The sequence below is a fragment of the Streptomyces sp. NPDC048275 genome (assembly GCF_040652275.1).
Classification (GTDB): domain Bacteria; phylum Actinomycetota; class Actinomycetes; order Streptomycetales; family Streptomycetaceae; genus Streptomyces.
This window is the reverse complement of sequence record NZ_JBEZLR010000021.1, coordinates 1-17,893: the sequence shown is the minus strand read 5'-3', so window position 1 is coordinate 17,893 and position 17,893 is coordinate 1. Positions and strand designations below refer to the sequence as shown.

Genomic DNA, 17,893 nt, shown 5'->3' with positions numbered 1-17,893 from the left:
GGTTCAGTCCGCGGGCGGGAGTTCGCCCGAGCCGCGGGTGATCAGACGGGTCGGGAGTTCGATGCGCTCCGGCGTGACGAGGGCGCCGTCGAGCTGGCGGAAGAGGCGCTCGGCGGCGGTGCGGCCGAGGGTGGCGGCGTCCTGGGCGACGACGGTGACGCCGGGCTGGAGGAGGTCGGCGAGCTCGATGTCGTCGAAGCCGACGAGGGCGACCGGGCGGCTGCGCTCGGCGATCACACGGATCACCGTGACCGTCACACGGTTGTTGCCCGCGAAGATCGCGGTCACGGGGGAGGGGCCCGAGAGCATCGCCTCGGCCGCCCGGCGCACCCGCACGGGATCGGTGACACCCAGGGACATCCAGCCGTCCTCGACCGGTATGCCCGCGTCCTCCATCGCCGCGCGATAACCGCGCAGCCGCTCGGCGGCGGTGTGGATGCGGGGCATGTCGCCGATGAAGCCGATCCGGCGGTGACCGTGGGCGATCAGGTGGGCGACGCCGTCGCGGGCTCCGCCGAAACTGTCCGACAGGACGACGTCGGCGTCGATCTGCCCCGCCGGGCGGTCCACGAACACCGTGGCGACGCCCGCCTTTATCTCGGGCTCGAGGTAGCGGTGGTCGTCACCGGCCGGGATGATGACGAGCCCGTCCACGCGGCGCGCGCACAGGGCGAGGACGAGTTCCTGCTCGCGATCCGGGTCCTCGGCGCTGGAACCGTTGATGAGTAGCGCGCCGTGGGCGCGGGCCACTTCCTCGACCGCGCGGCTGAGGGGGCCGTAGAACGGGTCGGCGAGATCCTCCAGGACGAGGCCGATGCTCGCGGTGCGGCCCTTGCGCAGCACCCGCGCGCTGTCGTTGCGGCGGAAGCCCAGTGCGTCGATAGCCTCCTGGACCCGGCGCTCGGTGTCCGGGGTGACTCCGGGCTCGCCGTTGACCACACGCGAGACCGTCTTGAGACCGACACCGGCACGGGCCGCCACGTCCTTCATGGTCGGACGGTTGCCGTAGCGGGTCTCGGATCGGCGGGCGGTCTCGGCCACGATGCGCTGTCCTGTCCTGTCGTCCACGGTTCCGGTGGGCCACGGTTCCCGCGGTCCACGGTTCCTGTGGTCCACGGGGATGTGCCGGTCCATGGGGTTGTATGAGGATGTGGCGTCGAGCATAGAGCCTGGACAACGTTGTCAGATGCGAGGGACACTGTCCACCGCATTCTCCGGCCTGCGCCCCACCGCGAGACCGGTCTGCCCTTTTATCAAGGTTCACCGGGAGAACTGACACTCATGCACACCGACCTCGTGGCAGCGCTCGACATCGGCGGCACCAAGATCGCCGGAGCGCTGGTGGACGGCAGTGGCCGGATCCTGCTGCGCGCGCAGCGCGCGACGCCCGCGCAGGAGGACGGCGACACCGTCATGGGGGCCGTGGACGCCGTGATCGGCGAGTTGACCGGCTCCTCACTGTGGAGCAGGGCGGGGGCGGTCGGTATCGGCAGCGCGGGCCCCGTGGATGCCTCCGCGGGCACGGTGAGCCCCGTGAACGTGCCGGGTTGGCGTGACTACGCGCTGGTCGAGCGGGTCCGGGCGGCCACGGGCGGGCTGCCCGTCGAGCTGATCGGTGACGGCGTGGCCATCACGGCGGCCGAGCACTGGCAGGGCGCCGCCCGCGGCCACGACAACGCGCTGTGCATGGTGGTGTCGACCGGCGTAGGTGGCGGGCTCGTCCTGAACGGCCGGCTGCACGCGGGCCCCACCGGCAACGCGGGCCACATCGGGCACATCAGCGTGGACCTGGACGGCGACCTCTGCCCGTGCGGCTCCCGCGGCTGCGTCGAGCGCATCGCGAGCGGCCCGAACATCGCGCGGCGGGCCCTGGAGGCCGGATGGCGGCCCGGGCCGGACGGTGACACCTCGGCGGCCGCGGTGGCCGCCGCCGCACGCCAGGGCGACCCGGTGGCCGTGGCCTCCTTCGAACGCGCGGCGCGGGCGCTCGCGGCGGGCATCGCGGCGACCGCGACCCTTGTCGAGATCGACATCGCCGTCATCGGCGGGGGAGTGGGCAAGGCGGGGGACGTGCTCTTCGATCCCCTGCGCAAGGCGCTCGGTGACTACGCGACGCTGTCGTTCGTACGGCGGCTGACCGTGGCGCCCGCGCTGATGGGCACGGACGCCGGACTGGTCGGTGCGGCCGCGGCCGCGCTCACCCGGTGGGCGAACCCGACCGCGGCCGGGGTCTGACGCCGCCGACCGAGGGCGACCGAGCCCGGCATGGCGCCCGGTACACCTGGCCCGAGTCGGGGCCAGAACCGTGCCACAGACCCGGTTCCGCGGGCTGCCGGGCGTCGACGTGCTGGTGGCCGAGGTCCCACGCTGTCGCACGTCCGGCCCGGCGCCGACGAAGCCCCCCGCGCCGCCCCTGCTTGCCGTCTACGCCGCGCTGTGCCCGTACGAGGAGAGGGCGCAGAACGGCTGGTTCACCTTCTCGAAGGGGCAGTCCTTCAGGTTCTACCGCCGGGCCTACAGCGAATCGGGCATGGGCAGGTACGTCACTCGCAGCCGATGCCGTCCCCGTCGCGGTCGAGGTGGCGGCCGTAACCGGCGTCACCCACCTGTACGGGCGCGGCGCCCGCCGCGCGGGCGGCGGCGCAGTTCTCGTAGTAGACGGCGCTCCCGTCACTGCTGTCGTCGGTGTCGCCGCCGTCCGCGGCGGCGGGCTGGGCCGTGACGGTCTCCCGCACGGTCTCCGTCGTCCGTACCGTCACGGTGGCGGACGGCGCCACCGTGGCCGTCTCCGTCGCTGTCGTGGCGGCGGTGGTGGTGGCTGTGGCGGTGACGGTGGCCGTCGGGCGGGGCTTCGCCGCGACGGACTCGGTGGTGTTCCCGTCGCCGTTGCCGTTGCCGATACCGACGCCGGTGAACAGGGCTATGACGAGCGCGGGCACGACGTAGCGTTTGCGGGCCCAGCCCGGGGCGGTGCGGGTGGGCATGGTGGGTGGTGTGTTGTACGCGTTGGCCATCTCGTCCCCCTTGGGGTGTTTCGGGTGGGATGACGGTAGTGCCGCGGATGTGTCCGATGAGGAGGAGTCGGACTTGCGTGACCCACCCGTGACTCGTCGTCGGATTCGTAGTTGAACCGGGCATGAAGAAGCGAAGCATGCTCGCCGTTGCCTCCCTCGCCGCCGGGTTCGTCGTGGCGGCCATCACCCCGTCCCACTCGCTCGGCAGCGACGCCCTCGGCGACCGGAACGTCAACGACACGCTCAGCACCGTCGACCACACCACCAACAGCGACAGCCTGGCCGTGGACGAAGGCGCGCCGGGGCAGAACGGCTGAGGGGGAAGGTTCGTCTGCGCGGCGCCGGTGCCCCTGGGACAGGGGACCGGCGCCGCGTCGTCGGCTCCCTCATCAGGGCCTGGTTTCCGTGGCAGGGTGGAGCGGGCAAGCCTCAGGGGGCCAAGAGAAGAGGGGGAACCGTGATCGTCTGGATCAACGGTGCGTTCGGTGCGGGGAAGACCACCACCGCACGGGAACTGATCGAACTGATCCCGAACAGCACGCTCTTCGACCCCGAGGTCATCGGCGGCGGACTCACGAACCTGCTGCCGCCCAAACGCCTCGCCGAGGTCGGCGACTTCCAGGACCTGCCGATCTGGCGGCGCCTGGTGGTCGACACCGCAGCCGCCATGCTCGCGGAGCTGGGCGGCGTCCTCGTGATCCCCATGACCCTGCTGCGCCAGGAGTACCGCGACGAGATCTTCGGCGGCCTCGCCTCGCGCCGGATCGAGGTGCGCCATGTCCTCCTCGCCCCGGCGGAAACGATCCTGCGCGAACGCATAGCCGACCGTGAGATACCCGAGGACCTGCCCGACGGCGAGATACGCGTGCGCCAGTGGTCCTACGACCACATCGAGCCCTACCGCGCGGCGCTCGCCTCCTGGCTCACCACCGACGCCCACCCGGTCGACACGAGCGCGCTCACCCCGTACGACGCCGCGCTGCGCATCGCCGAAGCCGTGCGCAACGGTGACGTGCCCGTGTGCGACATCGTGCAGACCCCCGAACCCACCGCCGAGACCATTGCCGCCGGGGTACTCCTCTTCGACGAGCAGGACCGGGTTCTGCTCGTCGACCCGACGTACAAGGCCGGTTGGGAGTTCCCCGGAGGCGTCGTCGAACCCGGTGAGGCTCCCGCTCGCGCGGGCATGCGCGAGGTCGCCGAGGAGACCGGCATACGACTCGACGACGTACCCGGTCTGCTGGTCGTCGACTGGGAGCCGCCCGCACCGCCGGGCTACGGGGGTCTGCGCCTCCTCTTCGACGGCGGCCGACTCGACTCCGCCGAGGCCCGCCGACTACTGCTCCCCGGACCCGAACTGCGCGCCTGGCGCTTCGTCACCGAGCGGGAGGCGGCGGACTTGCTCCCACCGGTGCGCTACGAACGGCTGCGATGGGCGCTGCGGGCGCGGGAGCGTGGGGCGGCACTCTATCTGGAGGCGGGCATCCCGCTCGGCTGACCGCGTTCGGCGTACGGTGCGGGTGGTCGGCGCCCGTTTCGGCGTGCGGGCCGACCGTCGCCACCCGCGCCCGCCCACCGGGCCGGCGGGAAGACGGTCGCCCGTCACCGCACGGGGACGGGTGGGCTGCTCCGGCCGAGTCGGCGCAGTTCGTCGCCCGGGTACGGCGTCCGTCTGCTCTCCTGCTGGAGCCTGCGGTTGAAGTCCGCCATCACGGCGGCGAGGGGTGCGTGGCGGGTGAGGATCGCGGCGGCCGACCGGGGGACGCCAACGGGCCGCTCGCCCTCGGCGTATGCGCGCACGCATGCCTCCCGGTCCTCCCGCCCGTACCCATAGAGGGCGGTGACCAGCCAGTTCACCAGGTAGGTCACCGTGTAGGCCCGGTCGTAGTTCTCGTGGCGGTCGAAGAACTCACGTTCCTCCCGGGCCAGTTCGAAGCGGGAGGAGAGGGCGAGGCCGTAGTCGGCGAAGTAGAGGCGACGGCCGTCGGTGAGGATGTTCTCGAAGTGCGCGTCGAAGTGCAGGAGTCCGCGCGCGTTCATGAAGGAGACACCGGCCTCCAGTTCCCGCTCCACCAGGGAGAGCGCCCGGTCGTCGGCCGGTACCCGCGCGTGCAGCCAGTCGTGGAGATGGTGCGGGATGTACTCCAGAAACAGCGTGACGCTCGCCGAGGCGTGGCGCAGTGCCTCGATCCGGCGGCGCACCTGCGCGGAACCGCCCCAGTAGGCCACGGCCCGCTCCACATCCGCCAGTTCCTCGGGCAGGGGCTGCACCTCGTCCGGCAGCACCCGCCAGTGGTACATCAGGGGGAAGCCCCCGAACCGGTCGGCGAGCACCCAGTTCGTGGTCATCGTGTGCACAGCCAGCTCACGCCAGGCCCCGAAGTCCGGCCCGCCGATGCCGTACTGGCAGAAGGTCGGCAGGCCGAAGACGTTCGCCGTGGAGCGGACGTTCTCCGGCAGCCGCTCCGGAGCGGTGAGGGGCACCCGCTTCACGAAGACAGGGGATCCGGCGACCTCCATCAGCAGCGATCTGCCGCCGATGCCGGAACCGAGAGGCGTCGCGTCGGCGACGAGTTCCGCCAGCTCGCGATCGCCGCACAGGGCCAGCGAGGTGGAGACGTCGCCGTACGCCTCGACGCGCCGCACGTGGTCCGGGTCGGAGCTGTTCATCCAGCCAAGCTACGCCCTGTCGTGCCAGCACCTTCGACGCCCGCCGATCGCCGGATCGCCGTGGCCGAAACAGGCCACTTCCGCGTCGAACTCCGCGTGACCCTTGTGGAAGTGGGGCAGCGCGATGCGCCGTACATCGTGCGGGCGTCGCTCGGACGACGTACGGAGCATCGTGCTGATCTGGCGCGATCGGCGTCAACTCGTCGCCGTCGCACCACAGATGGGCCTGGCCCACGGGGAAACGCAGTAGCTGGCGCGAGCGCCCGCTGTTGCGGACAGAGCGCTCAGATCGCCGCGTATTTCTGCAGGAACAACGCCTCGGCGACCGAGAGTTGCTCCAGCTCCCGCGGCGAGACACTCTCGTTCACCGCGTGGATCTGCGCCTCCGGCTCGCTCAGGCCGATGAGCAGGATCTCCGCCTGTGGATACAGCGAGGCGAGGGTGTTGCACAGCGGGATGGAGCCGCCCTGGCCCGCGGCCTGCATCTCCTGGCCCGGGTAGGCGACCGCCATCGCTTCGGCCATCGCCGCGTACGCGGGACTGGAGGTGTCGGCGCTGAACGGCTGCCCCTGGCCGATCTGCTCGGTGCTCACCCGCGCGCCCCATGGCGTGTGCGCCTCCAGATGAGCCCGCAGCAGCTTGGTCGCCTCGCCCGCGTCCACGCCCGGCGGCACACGCAGGCTGACCAGCGCGCGGGCGCCCGCCTGCACGGACGGCGTCGCACCGACGACAGGCGGGCAGTCGATGCCGAGGACGGTGACGGCCGGACGCGCCCAGATACGGTCGGCAACCGTGCCGGAACCGATCAGCTCGACCCCGTCGAGCACCTTGGCGTCCTGGCGGAACGATTCCTCGTCGTACTGCACCCCGTCCCACGGCGCGCCGCCGGTCAGCCCGTCGACCGTCGTCGAACCGTCCTTGGCGCGCAGCGAGTCCAGTACGCGGATCAGCGCGCCCAGCGCGTCGGGCGCCGCGCCGCCGAACTGACCCGAGTGCAGATTGCCTTCCAGAGTGTCGATCTGGACGCGTACGAGGGTCATGCCGCGCAGGGTCGACGTGACGGTCGGCAGACCGAGCCGGAAGTTGCCGGCGTCGCCGATGACGATGGCGTCAGCGGTCAGCAGCTCCGGGTGCGCCTCGGCGTACCGCTCCAGACCACCCGTACCCTGCTCCTCCGAACCCTCGACGATCACCTTGACGCCCACCGGAACGCCGCCGTTCGCCTTCAGCGCGCGCAGCGCGAGCAGGTGCATGATGAAGCCGCCCTTGCAGTCGGCGCTGCCGCGTCCGTACCAGCGGCCGTCGCGCTCCGTCAGCTCGAACGGCGGGGTGGTCCAGGCCGCCTCGTCCAGTGGCGGCTGCACGTCGTAGTGCGCGTACAGGAGAACGGTCCTGGCGCCCTCGGGTCCGGGCAGGAAGCCGTACACCGACTGCGTGCCGTCCGGGGTGTCGAGCAGCGCCACGTCCTGGAAGCCCTCGGCACGCAGCGCGTCGGCGACCCAGTTCGCCGCGCCTTCGCTCTCGCTGCGGGGATACTGGTCGAAGTCCGCCACCGACGTGAAGGCCACCAGTTCGGTGAGCTCGGCCTTCGCCCTGGGCATGAGCGAGGCGACGGTCTCGGCGACCGAATTCGACGACATGGGCACGCTCCTTGTGGGTGCGACGTTGTACTTCTGTGTACAGATGATCGTGCGGTGCGTAGGTGCCTACTGCTGTGCAGGGCGCATACGCTGCCGATACTCCCACAGTGGCCTGCGGCGATGCCCGCCGTAGGATGCGGGAGATACGTGCGGCAGACGGCTGGACTGGGAGCAGTAGACCATCGTGAGCAGCGAGAACTCTTCGGCGGACGACGAACAGCGGGTGTGGGACGTCGTCGTGGTCGGCGCGGGGCCGGCGGGTGCCTCGGCCGCCTATGCGGCAGCGGTCGCGGGACGCAGCGTCCTGCTGCTGGAGAAGGCGGAGCTGCCCCGCTACAAGACGTGCGGCGGCGGCATCATCGGCCCCTCGCGCGACGCGCTGCCGCCCGGCTTCGAACTGCCGTTCAGGGACCGGGTGCACGCGGTCACGTTCTCGCTGGACGGCAGGTTCACCCGTACCCGGCGCTCCAAGCAGATGCTGTTCGGGCTGATCAACCGGCCCGAGTTCGACCAGCAGCTCGTCGAGCACGCGCAGAAGGCGGGCGCCGAGCTGCGTACGGGCGTCACGGTCTCCCGGGTCGAACAGCACGGTTCCGCTGTGCCGGACCGGCGCACCGTCGCCGTCGTCCTGCAGGGCGGTGAGGCCGTGCTGGCGCGGGCGGTCGTCGGCGCCGACGGAAGCGCCAGCCGGATAGGGGCACACGTCGGGGTGAAGCTCGACCAGGTCGATCTCGGCCTGGAGGCGGAGATCCCCGTGCCGGAGACCGTCGCCGAGGACTGGCGGGGGCGGGTTTTGCTCGACTGGGGTCCCATGCCGGGCAGTTACGGCTGGGTGTTCCCCAAGGGGGACACGCTCACCGTCGGTGTGATCTCCGCACGCGGTGAAGGCGCCGCCACCAAGCGGTACTTGGAGGACTTCATCGCCCGGCTCGGGCTCGCCGGTTTCGAGCCGAGCATCTCCTCGGGGCATCTGACGCGGTGCCGCGCCGACGACTCCCCGTTGTCACGGGGACGGGTGCTGGTGTGCGGGGACGCGGCGGGACTCCTTGAGCCCTGGACCCGAGAGGGCATCTCCTTCGCACTGCGCTCCGGCCGGCTCGCGGGGGAGTGGGCGGTGCGGATCGCCGAGGCGCACGACGCGGTGGACACACGGCGCCAGGCGCTCAACTACGCCTTCGCGATCAAGGCGGGGCTCGGCGTCGAGATGAGCGTCGGCAAAAGCCTGCTCGCCCTCTTCGAGCGCCGTCCGGGCATGCTCCACGCGGCCATCACCAGCTTCAGGCCCGCCTGGAAGGCGTTTGCGGGGATCACACGCGGTTCGACCACGCTGGGCGAGCTGGTGCGCTCCCGCCCGATCGCCGGGCGCGCCCTGGCAGCGCTCGACAAGGGAGCGGGGCCGACGGGCGGCAGCGATCGGCGAGCGGCGGCAGCGGTCGACGAGTGACGGCGATCGAGGAGTGACCGGGGCCGGAATGGACAGCCGGCCGGGGCGAGAAACGGCCGGGGGCGACAAGTGATCGGCACTTGACCGCCCTGCCGGAGGGCTGGGCTCAGCTCTTGACCGTGATCCGGAAGACCGGGTGGTCGGGGGCGATGCGCCGCAGCTCGTCGTGGGACGAGTCGGGGCCGACCCCCTTGAAGAAGACACCGACCTCGGCCTTCCAGCGCTTGAGGTAGGCGCGCAGCAGTGGGACCTTGTCGTCGTCGGCGATCTCGGTCGCGGTGAACACGTCCACGTTCTTGCCGAGGCGCAACTCACCGCCTCCGGCGGCCCGCATGTTGTGCGTCCACTGGACGTGGCCGCGCGGGGCGACCAGGTACTGCTGCCCGTCCACGGTGAGCAGATTGACCGGGGTGGTGCGCCACTCACCGCTCTTGCGGCCGCGGACGGCCAGGACCCGGGAGCCCCAGACGCTGAGGCCGCGGCCCGTCATCCACGCCACGGCGCGATTGAAGACGTTCACGGTGAACCAACCGGGCTTCTGGACGTGTGCGGACATGGTGACCCCCATTGATTGAGAGAGCGCCGTTTCCTTTTGTGAGCACCGCTCTCGGTTGAGAACAGTCTGCAGGAGATCGGTGATCCATGGCAAGAGCAGTGCTCTCGTTTCTGTGCGGTGCTCTCGCTTGCGTGCGGTGCTCTCGATTTGGAGCACTGTGTGCGCTGGGGTGCACCGCTCTAATTCCGGAGCGCCGCTCGACTTTCAGAGCACCGCTCCGCTTTGTGTGCACTGCTCCAAAAACATGGCACACTGCCCCGCATGACTACCGCACGAGGGGCACGTGCCCGAGCCAGGATCGAGGTCACCGCGGCCATCAAGGACGAGGCGCGCAGACAGCTCGCCGCCGAGGGCGCAGCCAAGCTCTCGCTGCGAGCCGTCGCCCGTGAGCTCGGCATGGTCTCCTCTGCGCTCTACCGCTACTTCCCCAGCCGTGACGACCTGCTGACCGCGCTCATCATCGACGCCTACGACTCTCTTGGCGAGAGCGCGGAGGCGGCACACGCCGAAGTCGCGGCCGCCGGGCCGCGTGAGCGCTGGACGTCGGTGTGTGTGGCGGCGCGTCACTGGGCGCTGGAGCACCCGCACGAGTACGCGCTCATCTACGGTTCGCCCGTGCCCGGGTATTCGGCACCGGACACGACCGTCCCGGCCGCGTCCCGCGTGGGGTTGCTCCTGATCGACATCGTGCGCGACGCGTATCGGGGCAAGGGCGTGGCCCGTACCCCGCTGCCCGCCGAACTGAAGGCCGAGGCGCAGCGGATGGCCGCCGACCTCGCCCCCGACCTGCCGCCCGAGGCGGTCGCGGCGCTGGTGGCCGCCTGGGCACAGCTCTACGGACTGATCGGCTTCGAGCTTTTCGGACAGTTCAACCGCGTCGTGGAGGATCGCGAGACCTTCTTCCGGCACGCGGCGGACCAACTCGCGCACGGCGTGGGCCTGGTGTTCCCCGAGCCCACCGCAACCTTGGGCAAGCGAAGCGGCACGGCTGGATCCTGAGGCCCTTGTCGTCCCTGACGATCTTGCCAAGGAGATCGCGCGGCGACTTGTCGTCAGCCCGCTCACGGCCAAGACCCACGTCGGTCGGACCATGGTGACGCTCGGCGCTCGTGATCGGGCCCAATTGGTGGTGCTGGCCTATGAGTCGGGGTTGGTGCGGCCGGGGTGGCTGGGCCGAGCCGCACTCTCGCGGCCGAATCGGACCAGTACGGTGACCACGCGCAGTGGGAAGAGAAGAGCTGCCAGGAAGAGACCCGACGCCAGCAGCACCTTGTCGACCGTCCCCGGCAGATCGAAGAGCAGGGCCGGCCCGTACACGGTGCCGAACACGACGGCCGCCGCGAACGCCGCGCTGAACAGCGCGTACCCGATCTCGACGGTCATCGCGTCCCGCTGCGCCTGTGTACGTGTCGTCGCCATCCGCCGAGTGTCATGGCTGCGCGCCCGGCGGGCAAGGAACTGCCCGCCGGGCGCGTCGAGTTGAAGCTTCGGATCAACAGGATCGGTCCGTATGTAAAGGATCGGGTTCGGATGAACAGGATCGGTTCGGATGAACCGGATCAGTCGCGGACCGCCACCCGCTCCTTCTCGGCCTCCCGCGCGGACTTGGTGACCACGATCGACTCCTGCGGGCGCCGCGTCCGCAGCCCCGGCAGCGTGATCAGCAGCCCGATGAGGGCGATGCCTGTCACCACGACCAGACCGGTCCGGTAGCTGTCGAGAACGGCCTGCGGCGAGGAGCCCGCGGAGGAATCCGCGGTCACGACCGCCGTCACGACAGCGAGGAAGAGGGCGCCGCCCACCTGGACCGAGGTGTTGAGCAGACCCGAGACCATGCCCTGCTCGTGGTCGTCGACGCCGTTCGTGGCCTGGATGTTGAGAGAGGGGAAGATCAGCGCGCAGGCCGCGCCGATCAGCAGCATCGTCGGCAGAATGACGGCCGCGTAGACCGGGTCGAGGTTGACGCGCAGGAACAGCGCGTAGCCGACGACCATCAGGGCGAAGCCCACCGCGATGAGCCGCGGGGTGCCGAAGCGGTCGACGACGGCCCCCACCTTGGTGGAGGACAGTGCGACCAGCGCCCCGGCGGGCAGGAAGGCCAGCGCGGTGTGCAGCGCCGACCAGCCGAGCAGCGACTGCATGTACAGCGTCACCAGGAACTGGAATCCGACGTACGAGCCGAAGAACGCCATGGCGCCGAGCTGGGCGCGGATCTGGCTGCCGGAGCGCAGTACCCCGAGCCGGATGAGCGGTCCCGCCGAGCGCCGCTCGACGCGGACGAAGACGGTGAGCAGGACGGCGACGGCGAGGAAGGACAGGAGCGTACGGGCGGAGGCCCAGCCGACCTCGGGAGCCTGTACGACGGTGAACACCAGCAACAGCATCGAGGCCGTGCCGAGGATGGCGCCCGGGATGTCGTAGCCGTTGTGGTCCTTCTCGCGTTCGCTGCGCGGGAGGAGCTTCAGGCCGGCGAACAGCGCGACGAGCGCGATGGGCGCGGGCAGCAGCATGGTCAGGCGCCAGCTGGCCTCGGTGAGAAGGCCGGACAGCACGAGGCCCATCGAGAAGCCGGTGGCCGCGCAGGTGGTGTAGATCGAGAGGGCGCGGTTGCGCAGGGGTCCCTCGGCGAAGGTCGTGGTGATGATGGACAGGCCCGCCGGTGCGGTGAACGCCGCGCTCAGGCCCTTGATGAAGCGGCTGGCGATCAGCAGCGGGCCCGAGTCGACGAGTCCGCCGAGCAGCGAGGCCAGTGCGAAGACTCCCAGGGCCACCAGGAAGACCTGGCGGCGGCCCAGCAGGTCGGCGGTGCGTCCGCCGAGGAGGAGCAGTCCGCCGTATCCCAGGATGTAGCCGCTGACGATCCATTGGAGCGTCGAGGTGGAGAGATCGAGTTCGGAGCCGATGGACGGCAGGGCGACGCCGACCATCGACACGTCCAGCGCGTCCAGGAACATCGCGGCGCAGAGCACCAGCAGGGTGCCCCACAGCCGTGGGGTCCAGCGTCCCTCGGACGCGGGGGTGGTGAGCGGAGAGGTCATGCGGAAGACAGTACATGCATACGCATTCAATGCAAGCGCATTTAATTCCGATGCAACAAAGTCGATTCTTTGCTACGGTGCGCCCATGGCGGCGAAGAAGGCCGAGCAAGTGCTCGTGAACCAGTGGCGCGACATCCTCGCGGTGCACGCGCGGACCCTGTGCGAGCTGGACCGCGCGTTGCATCGACATGGCCTGGGTGCCAGCGACTTCGAGGTGCTCGATGTGCTGGCCGAGGGCGTCGCGTCCGACGGCGGCTGCACCTACCGCGTTCAGGAGATCTCCGACCGCGTGCATCTCAGCCAGAGCGCCCTGTCCCGGCTGATCGCCCGTCTGGAGAAGGACGGTTTCGTGACGCGCGGTATGTGCGAGGAGGATCGCAGGGGTGTGCGCGTCTCCCTCACCCCGAAGGGGCGCGAACTGCACGGCGAGGTGCTGCCGGTGCAGCGGGCGGTGCTGACGCGCATGCTTTCGGCGGGCCCGGTCGACACCGACTGAACGGCTCGTCCGGCTGGACTGTGACTGACCGGGCTCGGCCCACCTCAGCTCCAGGTGACCCCGGACTTCTCCCGCCACAGCGCGGCGAGCGCGGCGTCACCGCTCATGCTCGGGAACGGCAGCCGGTTCCACAGCGCCAGGTAGAGCCGTGCGGCCGGCCCGGCCACCTCGCAGTCGGCGTCCCCGCTCGCATGCTCGCGCCGCTCGCTCACGGGTGGTTGCGCCGACAGTCGTACGGTCCACACCGCGTCCGCGTCCGTCGCCCGCACCCGCAGCACGCGGGGCGCCGCCGAACGGACCTGGCTCCTCGCCCGTCCGTGAAAGCCGCGCAGCAACTCGTCGATGCCGTCCACCGCGAAGCCGGTAGCGATGGTGCCCGGCGTTCTGCCGAGCGCCGACTGCGCGTCGACCCGGTGCACGGTCGTCTCGTGCGCCTGCCGCCGGGCCCAGAAGGCGAGCGGAGAGGGGGCGGGCAGGAAGCTCCAGCACGCCACGTCGGGCGGAGCGGAGGCGAGCGTGTCGACGAGGCGGCGATGGCCTTCCCGGAACCAGCCCAGGAGTTCAGCGCCGTCGAGTCCTGGCAGGCCGCCGTCCGGGTGGTAGACGGTGTACCCCTCGGCGACGAACGCCGCGGCCCACCGGTGCACCATGCCCGTGTGCCGCACCAGGTCCCGCACCTGCCAGTCCGGACAGGTCGCCACTTTGGCGCCGAACCCCGCCGCCTCGGCCGCCGCGGCCAGCGACCGTCCCTCCTCGTCCAGTGTTGCCACGAACTCAGGGATCTCCATGCGGCGAGTGTGCCGGATGAGGGTGTTCCGGCGTGCTGAAAAGTAACCAATGGGCGGTGGTATGCCGTCAGTCGGCCGCCACGCGGCGCGTCGTGAACCCGATGAGGGCGGCCAGCGCGGCCAGCGTCGCGACGCTGGTGAGGGCGGCGGGCAGGGAGAACCAGTCCGCCATGAACCCGATCGCGGGCGGTCCCAGGAGCATGCCGCCATAGCCGAGCGTGGACGCGATCGCGACACCGTTGGGGCCCGCGAGGGCTCCGGCCCGTTCGACGGCGACCGGGAAGATGTTGGCGAGCCCCAGCCCCGTGACCGCGAAGCCGAGCAGCGCCGCCCCTACCGAGGGAGCGAGGGCGCCGAGCAGCATGCCCGCTGCGGCCGTGGCGCCGCCCGCCACCAGAGTCGGGGTCCGCCCGAGCCTTTCGAGGAGCGTCGTCCCACCGGCGCGGCCGATCGTCATGGCGAGCGCGAAACAGGAGTAGCCGACGGCCGCGACACCCGGGTGGGCGTCCAGATCCTGCTCCAGGTGCAGGGCACCCCAGTCGGCGAGCGCGCCCTCGCCGTACGCGGTGCACAGGGCGATCAGGCCGAAGACCATGACCAGCCTGCGGGTGCGAGCGTCGAGGCGGACCGGGTCTTGGTCCTCCCGTGGCCTGCGCTCCGGTGGTGCCGGGGGTTCGTGGCGCAGCAGTGAGCGCCCTGCGACGGCGGTCACCAGCAGGGCGATCAAGGCGAGGCCGAGCAGATGACGGGTGGGGGACAGGGATCCCGCGACCAGCGCACCGAGCCCCGCTCCGGTCATGCCGCCGAGGCTGAAAGCGGCGTGGAAGCTCGGCATCACAGGCCGCCGCAGCGCGGCCACCAGATCGACGGCGGCGCTGTTCATGGCGACGTTGATACCGCCGTATGCCATGCCGAACACGAAGAGGACGGCGGTGAGTGCGGGTGCGGAGTGGGTGAGGGGAGGGAGGGCGACGCTGAGGGAGAGCAGGACGGCGCAGCCGACGATGACCGGATGGCTGCCGTAGCGGCGGCAGAAGCGTCCGGTGAGGGTCATGGTGATGACCGCTCCGGCAGAGACCCCGAGCAGCGCGAGCCCCAGCGCGCTCGCGGAGGCGTCGGTCTGGTGCTTGATGGCGGGGATGCGGACGACCCATCCGGCGAAGACAAAGCCGTCGAGCGCGAAGAAGACGGTGATGACTACCCGGAGTCGGGTGAGTGCGGTGTCGGGTGGGGCGATGCGTGTTCGGGCTTTGTTTATTAGCGGCACAAAGTCAGGCTAGATGGGCCTGAGGGGGAGGGCAAGGAAGTCGGTCGGGTTCGCGGGCCAGGACTTTTGCGTCTGTATGTGCCCGCGTGCGACGGGACCTTCAGTCGGGGTGCGTCGGCGAACTCAAGCCATGCCTCGGCGTAGTCGATGCGGGCCTGCTGCATCGCGGCTTCCCAGCGCAGTCTCTGCTGTCTGGCCGCTTCCAGGTCTGCCGGTCGCTTGCGTTCGGCGGCTTCTTCGCGGAGAGCCACTTCCTGTGCGATCTCTGTGAGTTGGTTTTCGATGAAGCTTCTCCTTGATCGCGGACACCTGGAGACTGGGATGTGTGAGCTCAGAGGAAGCAGTGCCAGGTGGGAAGCAAGTACACGAAGCGGTACTCGGAGGAGTTCAAGCGGGACGCGATCGCGCTGGTGGCGTCTGCGGGCCGGACGGTGACCGAGGTCGCCCGGGAACTGGGTATCAGCTCGGAGAGTCTGCGGGGCTCGGTGAGGAAGGCGAACGGCACCGGGCAGGCCGGCGCGGGGGCGTCGACGGCCGCCGGTAGCGGGCTGGACGCGGCCGAGCGGGAGGAACTCAAGCGGCTGCGTAAGCTCGCCGCCGACCAGGGCAAGACGATCGAGATCCTGAAAAAGGGTGTGCCACGAACACGGGAGTTCGCTATGGGTAGTTGAGCGACGGAACGTGATGCTGCACGAGTGATGAAGGTAGGCCCTTCGGAGCCGCCCTGCGGGGGGAGGCTACAAACCGCCACATGCTGCGGAAGTGGTGACGCGACCGTGGTGAGCGATGTGGAAAAGGCGTCCAAGAGGCGTCAGGTGGGGATCAGGAAGACGGAGCGCGAATCCCGTTCATGGGGCCGCTGTTGACGCGTCGTTAAGGATTAAGCGGCATCAAAACCGGGGGTTACTTTTTGCCCCGGGATGAGCCTGGCGGATACCCGATCTACTGGCCAGGTGGTGCCCGGCGTAGAGGCGACGTGATCCTGGTCTGCGGCGCTCGTGCGGAACGTGGGAAGGCACGGTTTGATGCTGCGGCAGCCCGATTGGATGACGCCGCGTAAGGGAGAACCTCAAGCGGGGAACCCGCGAGAGGCTGAGTACCGATGCAAGCCGTGTCGGCGGACCGGTTCGTAGTAGTGATGAAGCTCTTGCTCGGCGCGGTGAGGGTGGAGCGAAGGGGCCGGATTATCCGTGGTTCGTTTGTTTGGTCAACCGGGTTCTGCCCGGGAGGAGCTGCGTGAGCGAGCTGAAGTCGACAGGGAAGCCGTTTGATATCTCGAAAGGAGAGGTCTGGGAGGCGTATCTGAAGGTGAAGGCGAATCAGGGTGCTGCGGGGGTGGATGGCTGCACGATCGAGGAATTTGAGAAGGATCTGAGGGGGAACCTCTACAAGATCTGGAATCGTATGTCCTCGGGAAGTTACTTTCCGCCCCCGGTGAAAGGTGTAGGAATTCCCAAGTCGCATGGCGACGAGGTCCGTTTGCTCGGAGTTCCGACAGTTTCGGACAGGATCGCCCAGACGGTGGTGGCCAAGCATCTGGAGAAACGGGTGGAGCCATTGTTCCATGCGGACTCCTTCGGCTACCGTCCCGGACGGTCGGCACTGGACGCGGTGTCGGCGTGTCGGCAAAGGTGCTGGAAGAAGAAGTGGGCGATTGACCTTGATATCGCCAAGTTCTTCGACAGTGTCCGCTGGGATCTGGTCATGAAAGCGGTGGAATCCCATACTGACGCCGCTTGGGTAATTCTGTATGTGAAGCGGTGGCTTGCCGCTCCCGTACTGATGCCCAACGGCACCTTGCAGCAGAGAGACTGCGGAACCCCACAAGGCAATGCCACGTAGTTAGGAAACGGCGAGGATTTTGATGTTGGGCGGGTCAAGGTGGTGAGTGGTGGATTCGGTGGGTTGTTTCTTTCTGTAGGCGTGGACATGGACGCGTTTGACGGCTCGCGGGCTGGTGCGGTGGCGTCGGCGCGGGTTGGGCCTCTCGAGGATTTCTGCGCGGGCTAATTCAAGAGCTTTCACGAGACGATGAGGGGGAAAAGCCCGCCTGGTCAGTGATCTGACGGCGGATGACACGAAGTGATCTGATGAAGGACAGTCTGTCAGGGTCGACCTCGGCCTGGTCAGCCGCCTCGCACATCAGGTGCCGGACCGCATAATGTGTCAGCAACAGGGCCCAGATCTCCTGCTCGATCATGTCCGGAGACTTTGAGCGCAGAACACCGCCGCGGCCACGCTGGTGGGTCTTGATCTCGTCGAGGCTGGACTCGAATTCCCAGCGTTCGGCATAAGCAGCCGCAAGTTCAGCGGAACTGGCTTCATCCGGGTCCATGATCGTGGTGATCAGGCAGAAGATCTCTCCCTTGCCGTCACGGTTGGTCACTTCGTACTCGACAACCCGGACCGGGATGCCGGACGGTTCCTCGATGCGCGCCGAACCGCGGTGACGCTGAGTCGCGCGCCGGCCTCGCACCTTCGGGTCGAGCAGAAAAGACTCATACGACCCGTCCTTCAGCGGCCGGACCACCGGCAGATGAGGACCATCGGGCATCCGCCACAACAGATCCGCTCCCGTGGCGGCGGCCTCCTCCCACAGCCGGTACGCGTAAAACCCCCGGTCAGCGGTAACCAGCATGCCGGGCTCGAAATCAGCAACCAGGTCCCGGGCAAGAGTGCCTTCATCCGTCCGCCAGGGAGCCATCCGTGCGGCCACGATGGCATGCGTACCGCATTCGCCCAGCCCCACGATCTTCACCTGCGGAAACGGGGCAGGATTCCGTGTCCCGCCGGAACGCCCGAACTCCGCGTCATTCACAGGAGTATCAGGAACATCCAGCACAAAACCATCGATGGCCATCAGCCGCCACCGACCCAGCCACGCCCCCTGCGTACCCCGCTGGGCACACGGCAGCGCCACCCGCTCGAACAGCAGCTTCAACGGTTCTGGCCCCAGACGCCGACGTGCCTGGGAAATCGC

The 17,893-nt window shown here is 69.4% G+C and carries 18 protein-coding genes and 1 pseudogene; 9 read left to right on the top strand and 10 right to left on the bottom strand.

Going from position 1 to position 17,893, the window contains the following annotated elements:
• Positions 1-3 precede the first annotated feature (3 nt).
• Positions 4-1,068: a LacI family DNA-binding transcriptional regulator gene (locus tag AB0D57_RS15340; RefSeq protein ID WP_362071861.1), complete on the bottom strand. Its 1,065-nt coding sequence runs from the start codon at positions 1,066-1,068 to the stop codon at positions 4-6.
• A gap of 213 nt (positions 1,069-1,281) precedes the next feature.
• Between AB0D57_RS15340 and AB0D57_RS15335 the strand changes: the two genes are divergently transcribed.
• Positions 1,282-2,235, top strand: coding sequence for an ROK family protein (locus AB0D57_RS15335; protein ID WP_362071859.1), 954 nt, complete (start codon positions 1,282-1,284; stop codon positions 2,233-2,235).
• A 308-nt stretch (positions 2,236-2,543) separates the two neighbouring features.
• Here AB0D57_RS15335 and AB0D57_RS15330 read toward each other — a convergent pair whose 3' ends face one another.
• The gene (locus tag AB0D57_RS15330) at positions 2,544-3,014 is read right to left on the bottom strand and encodes an excalibur calcium-binding domain-containing protein (protein WP_362071857.1); all 471 of its coding nucleotides are present in this window, start codon (positions 3,012-3,014) and stop codon (positions 2,544-2,546) included.
• A gap of 122 nt (positions 3,015-3,136) precedes the next feature.
• Here AB0D57_RS15330 and AB0D57_RS15325 point away from each other — a divergent pair, with 122 nt between their 5' ends.
• Positions 3,137-3,331, top strand: coding sequence for a hypothetical protein (locus AB0D57_RS15325; protein ID WP_362071855.1), 195 nt, complete (start codon positions 3,137-3,139; stop codon positions 3,329-3,331).
• A gap of 140 nt (positions 3,332-3,471) precedes the next feature.
• Positions 3,472-4,512 (top strand): NUDIX domain-containing protein, encoded by a 1,041-nt coding sequence (locus AB0D57_RS15320; RefSeq protein WP_362071853.1) that lies wholly within the window; start codon positions 3,472-3,474, stop codon positions 4,510-4,512.
• Between the two features lie 104 nt (positions 4,513-4,616).
• On the opposite strand, the gene AB0D57_RS15315 is transcribed toward AB0D57_RS15320, so the two are convergent.
• Both AB0D57_RS15315 and AB0D57_RS15310 read right to left on the bottom strand, forming a co-directional pair.
• Positions 4,617-5,684, bottom strand: a complete 1,068-nt coding sequence (locus tag AB0D57_RS15315) for a protein kinase family protein (RefSeq protein ID WP_362071851.1) — start codon at positions 5,682-5,684, stop codon at positions 4,617-4,619.
• A gap of 284 nt (positions 5,685-5,968) precedes the next feature.
• Complete coding sequence (locus AB0D57_RS15310) at positions 5,969-7,324, bottom strand: dipeptidase (RefSeq protein WP_362071849.1); 1,356 nt, start codon at positions 7,322-7,324, stop codon at positions 5,969-5,971.
• A 184-nt stretch (positions 7,325-7,508) separates the two neighbouring features.
• Between AB0D57_RS15310 and AB0D57_RS15305 the strand changes: the two genes are divergently transcribed.
• Positions 7,509-8,768: a geranylgeranyl reductase family protein gene (locus AB0D57_RS15305; protein WP_362071847.1), complete on the top strand. Its 1,260-nt coding sequence runs from the start codon at positions 7,509-7,511 to the stop codon at positions 8,766-8,768.
• 106 nt (positions 8,769-8,874) lie between these two features.
• Here the strand turns inward: AB0D57_RS15305 and AB0D57_RS15300 are convergent, their stop codons facing one another.
• Positions 8,875-9,324: a nitroreductase family deazaflavin-dependent oxidoreductase gene (locus tag AB0D57_RS15300; protein ID WP_362071845.1), complete on the bottom strand. Its 450-nt coding sequence runs from the start codon at positions 9,322-9,324 to the stop codon at positions 8,875-8,877.
• 261 nt (positions 9,325-9,585) lie between these two features.
• Here AB0D57_RS15300 and AB0D57_RS15295 point away from each other — a divergent pair, with 261 nt between their 5' ends.
• Positions 9,586-10,323 carry a TetR/AcrR family transcriptional regulator gene (locus tag AB0D57_RS15295; protein WP_362071843.1) on the top strand — a complete coding sequence of 246 codons (738 nt, stop codon included), beginning with the start codon at positions 9,586-9,588 and terminating at the stop codon, positions 10,321-10,323.
• A gap of 28 nt (positions 10,324-10,351) precedes the next feature.
• Positions 10,352-10,498, top strand: a pseudogene (locus AB0D57_RS15290) (LuxR C-terminal-related transcriptional regulator); the annotation flags it as partial.
• Here AB0D57_RS15290 and AB0D57_RS15285 read toward each other — a convergent pair.
• Both AB0D57_RS15285 and AB0D57_RS15280 read right to left on the bottom strand, forming a co-directional pair.
• On the bottom strand, positions 10,462-10,743 hold the full coding sequence (locus tag AB0D57_RS15285) for a DUF6332 family protein (protein ID WP_362071841.1): 282 nt from the start codon (positions 10,741-10,743) through the stop codon (positions 10,462-10,464). The pseudogene AB0D57_RS15290 and the gene AB0D57_RS15285 overlap by 37 nt on opposite strands.
• 140 nt (positions 10,744-10,883) lie before the next feature.
• Positions 10,884-12,362, bottom strand: coding sequence for an MFS transporter (locus AB0D57_RS15280; RefSeq protein WP_362071839.1), 1,479 nt, complete (start codon positions 12,360-12,362; stop codon positions 10,884-10,886).
• A gap of 85 nt (positions 12,363-12,447) precedes the next feature.
• Here AB0D57_RS15280 and AB0D57_RS15275 point away from each other — a divergent pair, with 85 nt between their 5' ends.
• A complete protein-coding gene (locus AB0D57_RS15275) occupies positions 12,448-12,858 on the top strand; it encodes a MarR family transcriptional regulator (protein ID WP_362071837.1) in 411 nt (136 codons plus the stop codon).
• A 44-nt stretch (positions 12,859-12,902) separates the two neighbouring features.
• Here the strand turns inward: AB0D57_RS15275 and AB0D57_RS15270 are convergent, their stop codons facing one another.
• Entirely contained in the window at positions 12,903-13,646 is a 744-nt protein-coding gene (locus AB0D57_RS15270) for a maleylpyruvate isomerase family mycothiol-dependent enzyme (protein ID WP_362071835.1), read from the bottom strand.
• 67 nt (positions 13,647-13,713) lie between these two features.
• Complete coding sequence (locus AB0D57_RS15265) at positions 13,714-14,913, bottom strand: MFS transporter (protein WP_362071833.1); 1,200 nt, start codon at positions 14,911-14,913, stop codon at positions 13,714-13,716.
• A gap of 350 nt (positions 14,914-15,263) precedes the next feature.
• On the opposite strand from AB0D57_RS15265, the gene AB0D57_RS15260 reads away from it, so the two are divergent.
• Together AB0D57_RS15260 and AB0D57_RS15255 are read left to right on the top strand one after the other, a co-directional pair.
• Positions 15,264-15,584 (top strand): transposase, encoded by a 321-nt coding sequence (locus AB0D57_RS15260; protein ID WP_362071831.1) that lies wholly within the window; start codon positions 15,264-15,266, stop codon positions 15,582-15,584.
• Between the two features lie 565 nt (positions 15,585-16,149).
• Positions 16,150-16,755 (top strand): reverse transcriptase domain-containing protein, encoded by a 606-nt coding sequence (locus tag AB0D57_RS15255; RefSeq protein ID WP_362071829.1) that lies wholly within the window; start codon positions 16,150-16,152, stop codon positions 16,753-16,755.
• A 169-nt stretch (positions 16,756-16,924) separates the two neighbouring features.
• Here the strand turns inward: AB0D57_RS15255 and AB0D57_RS15250 are convergent.
• The coding region (locus AB0D57_RS15250) for an IS4 family transposase (RefSeq protein WP_362071827.1) at positions 16,925-17,893 on the bottom strand (969 nt) is incomplete at its 5' end.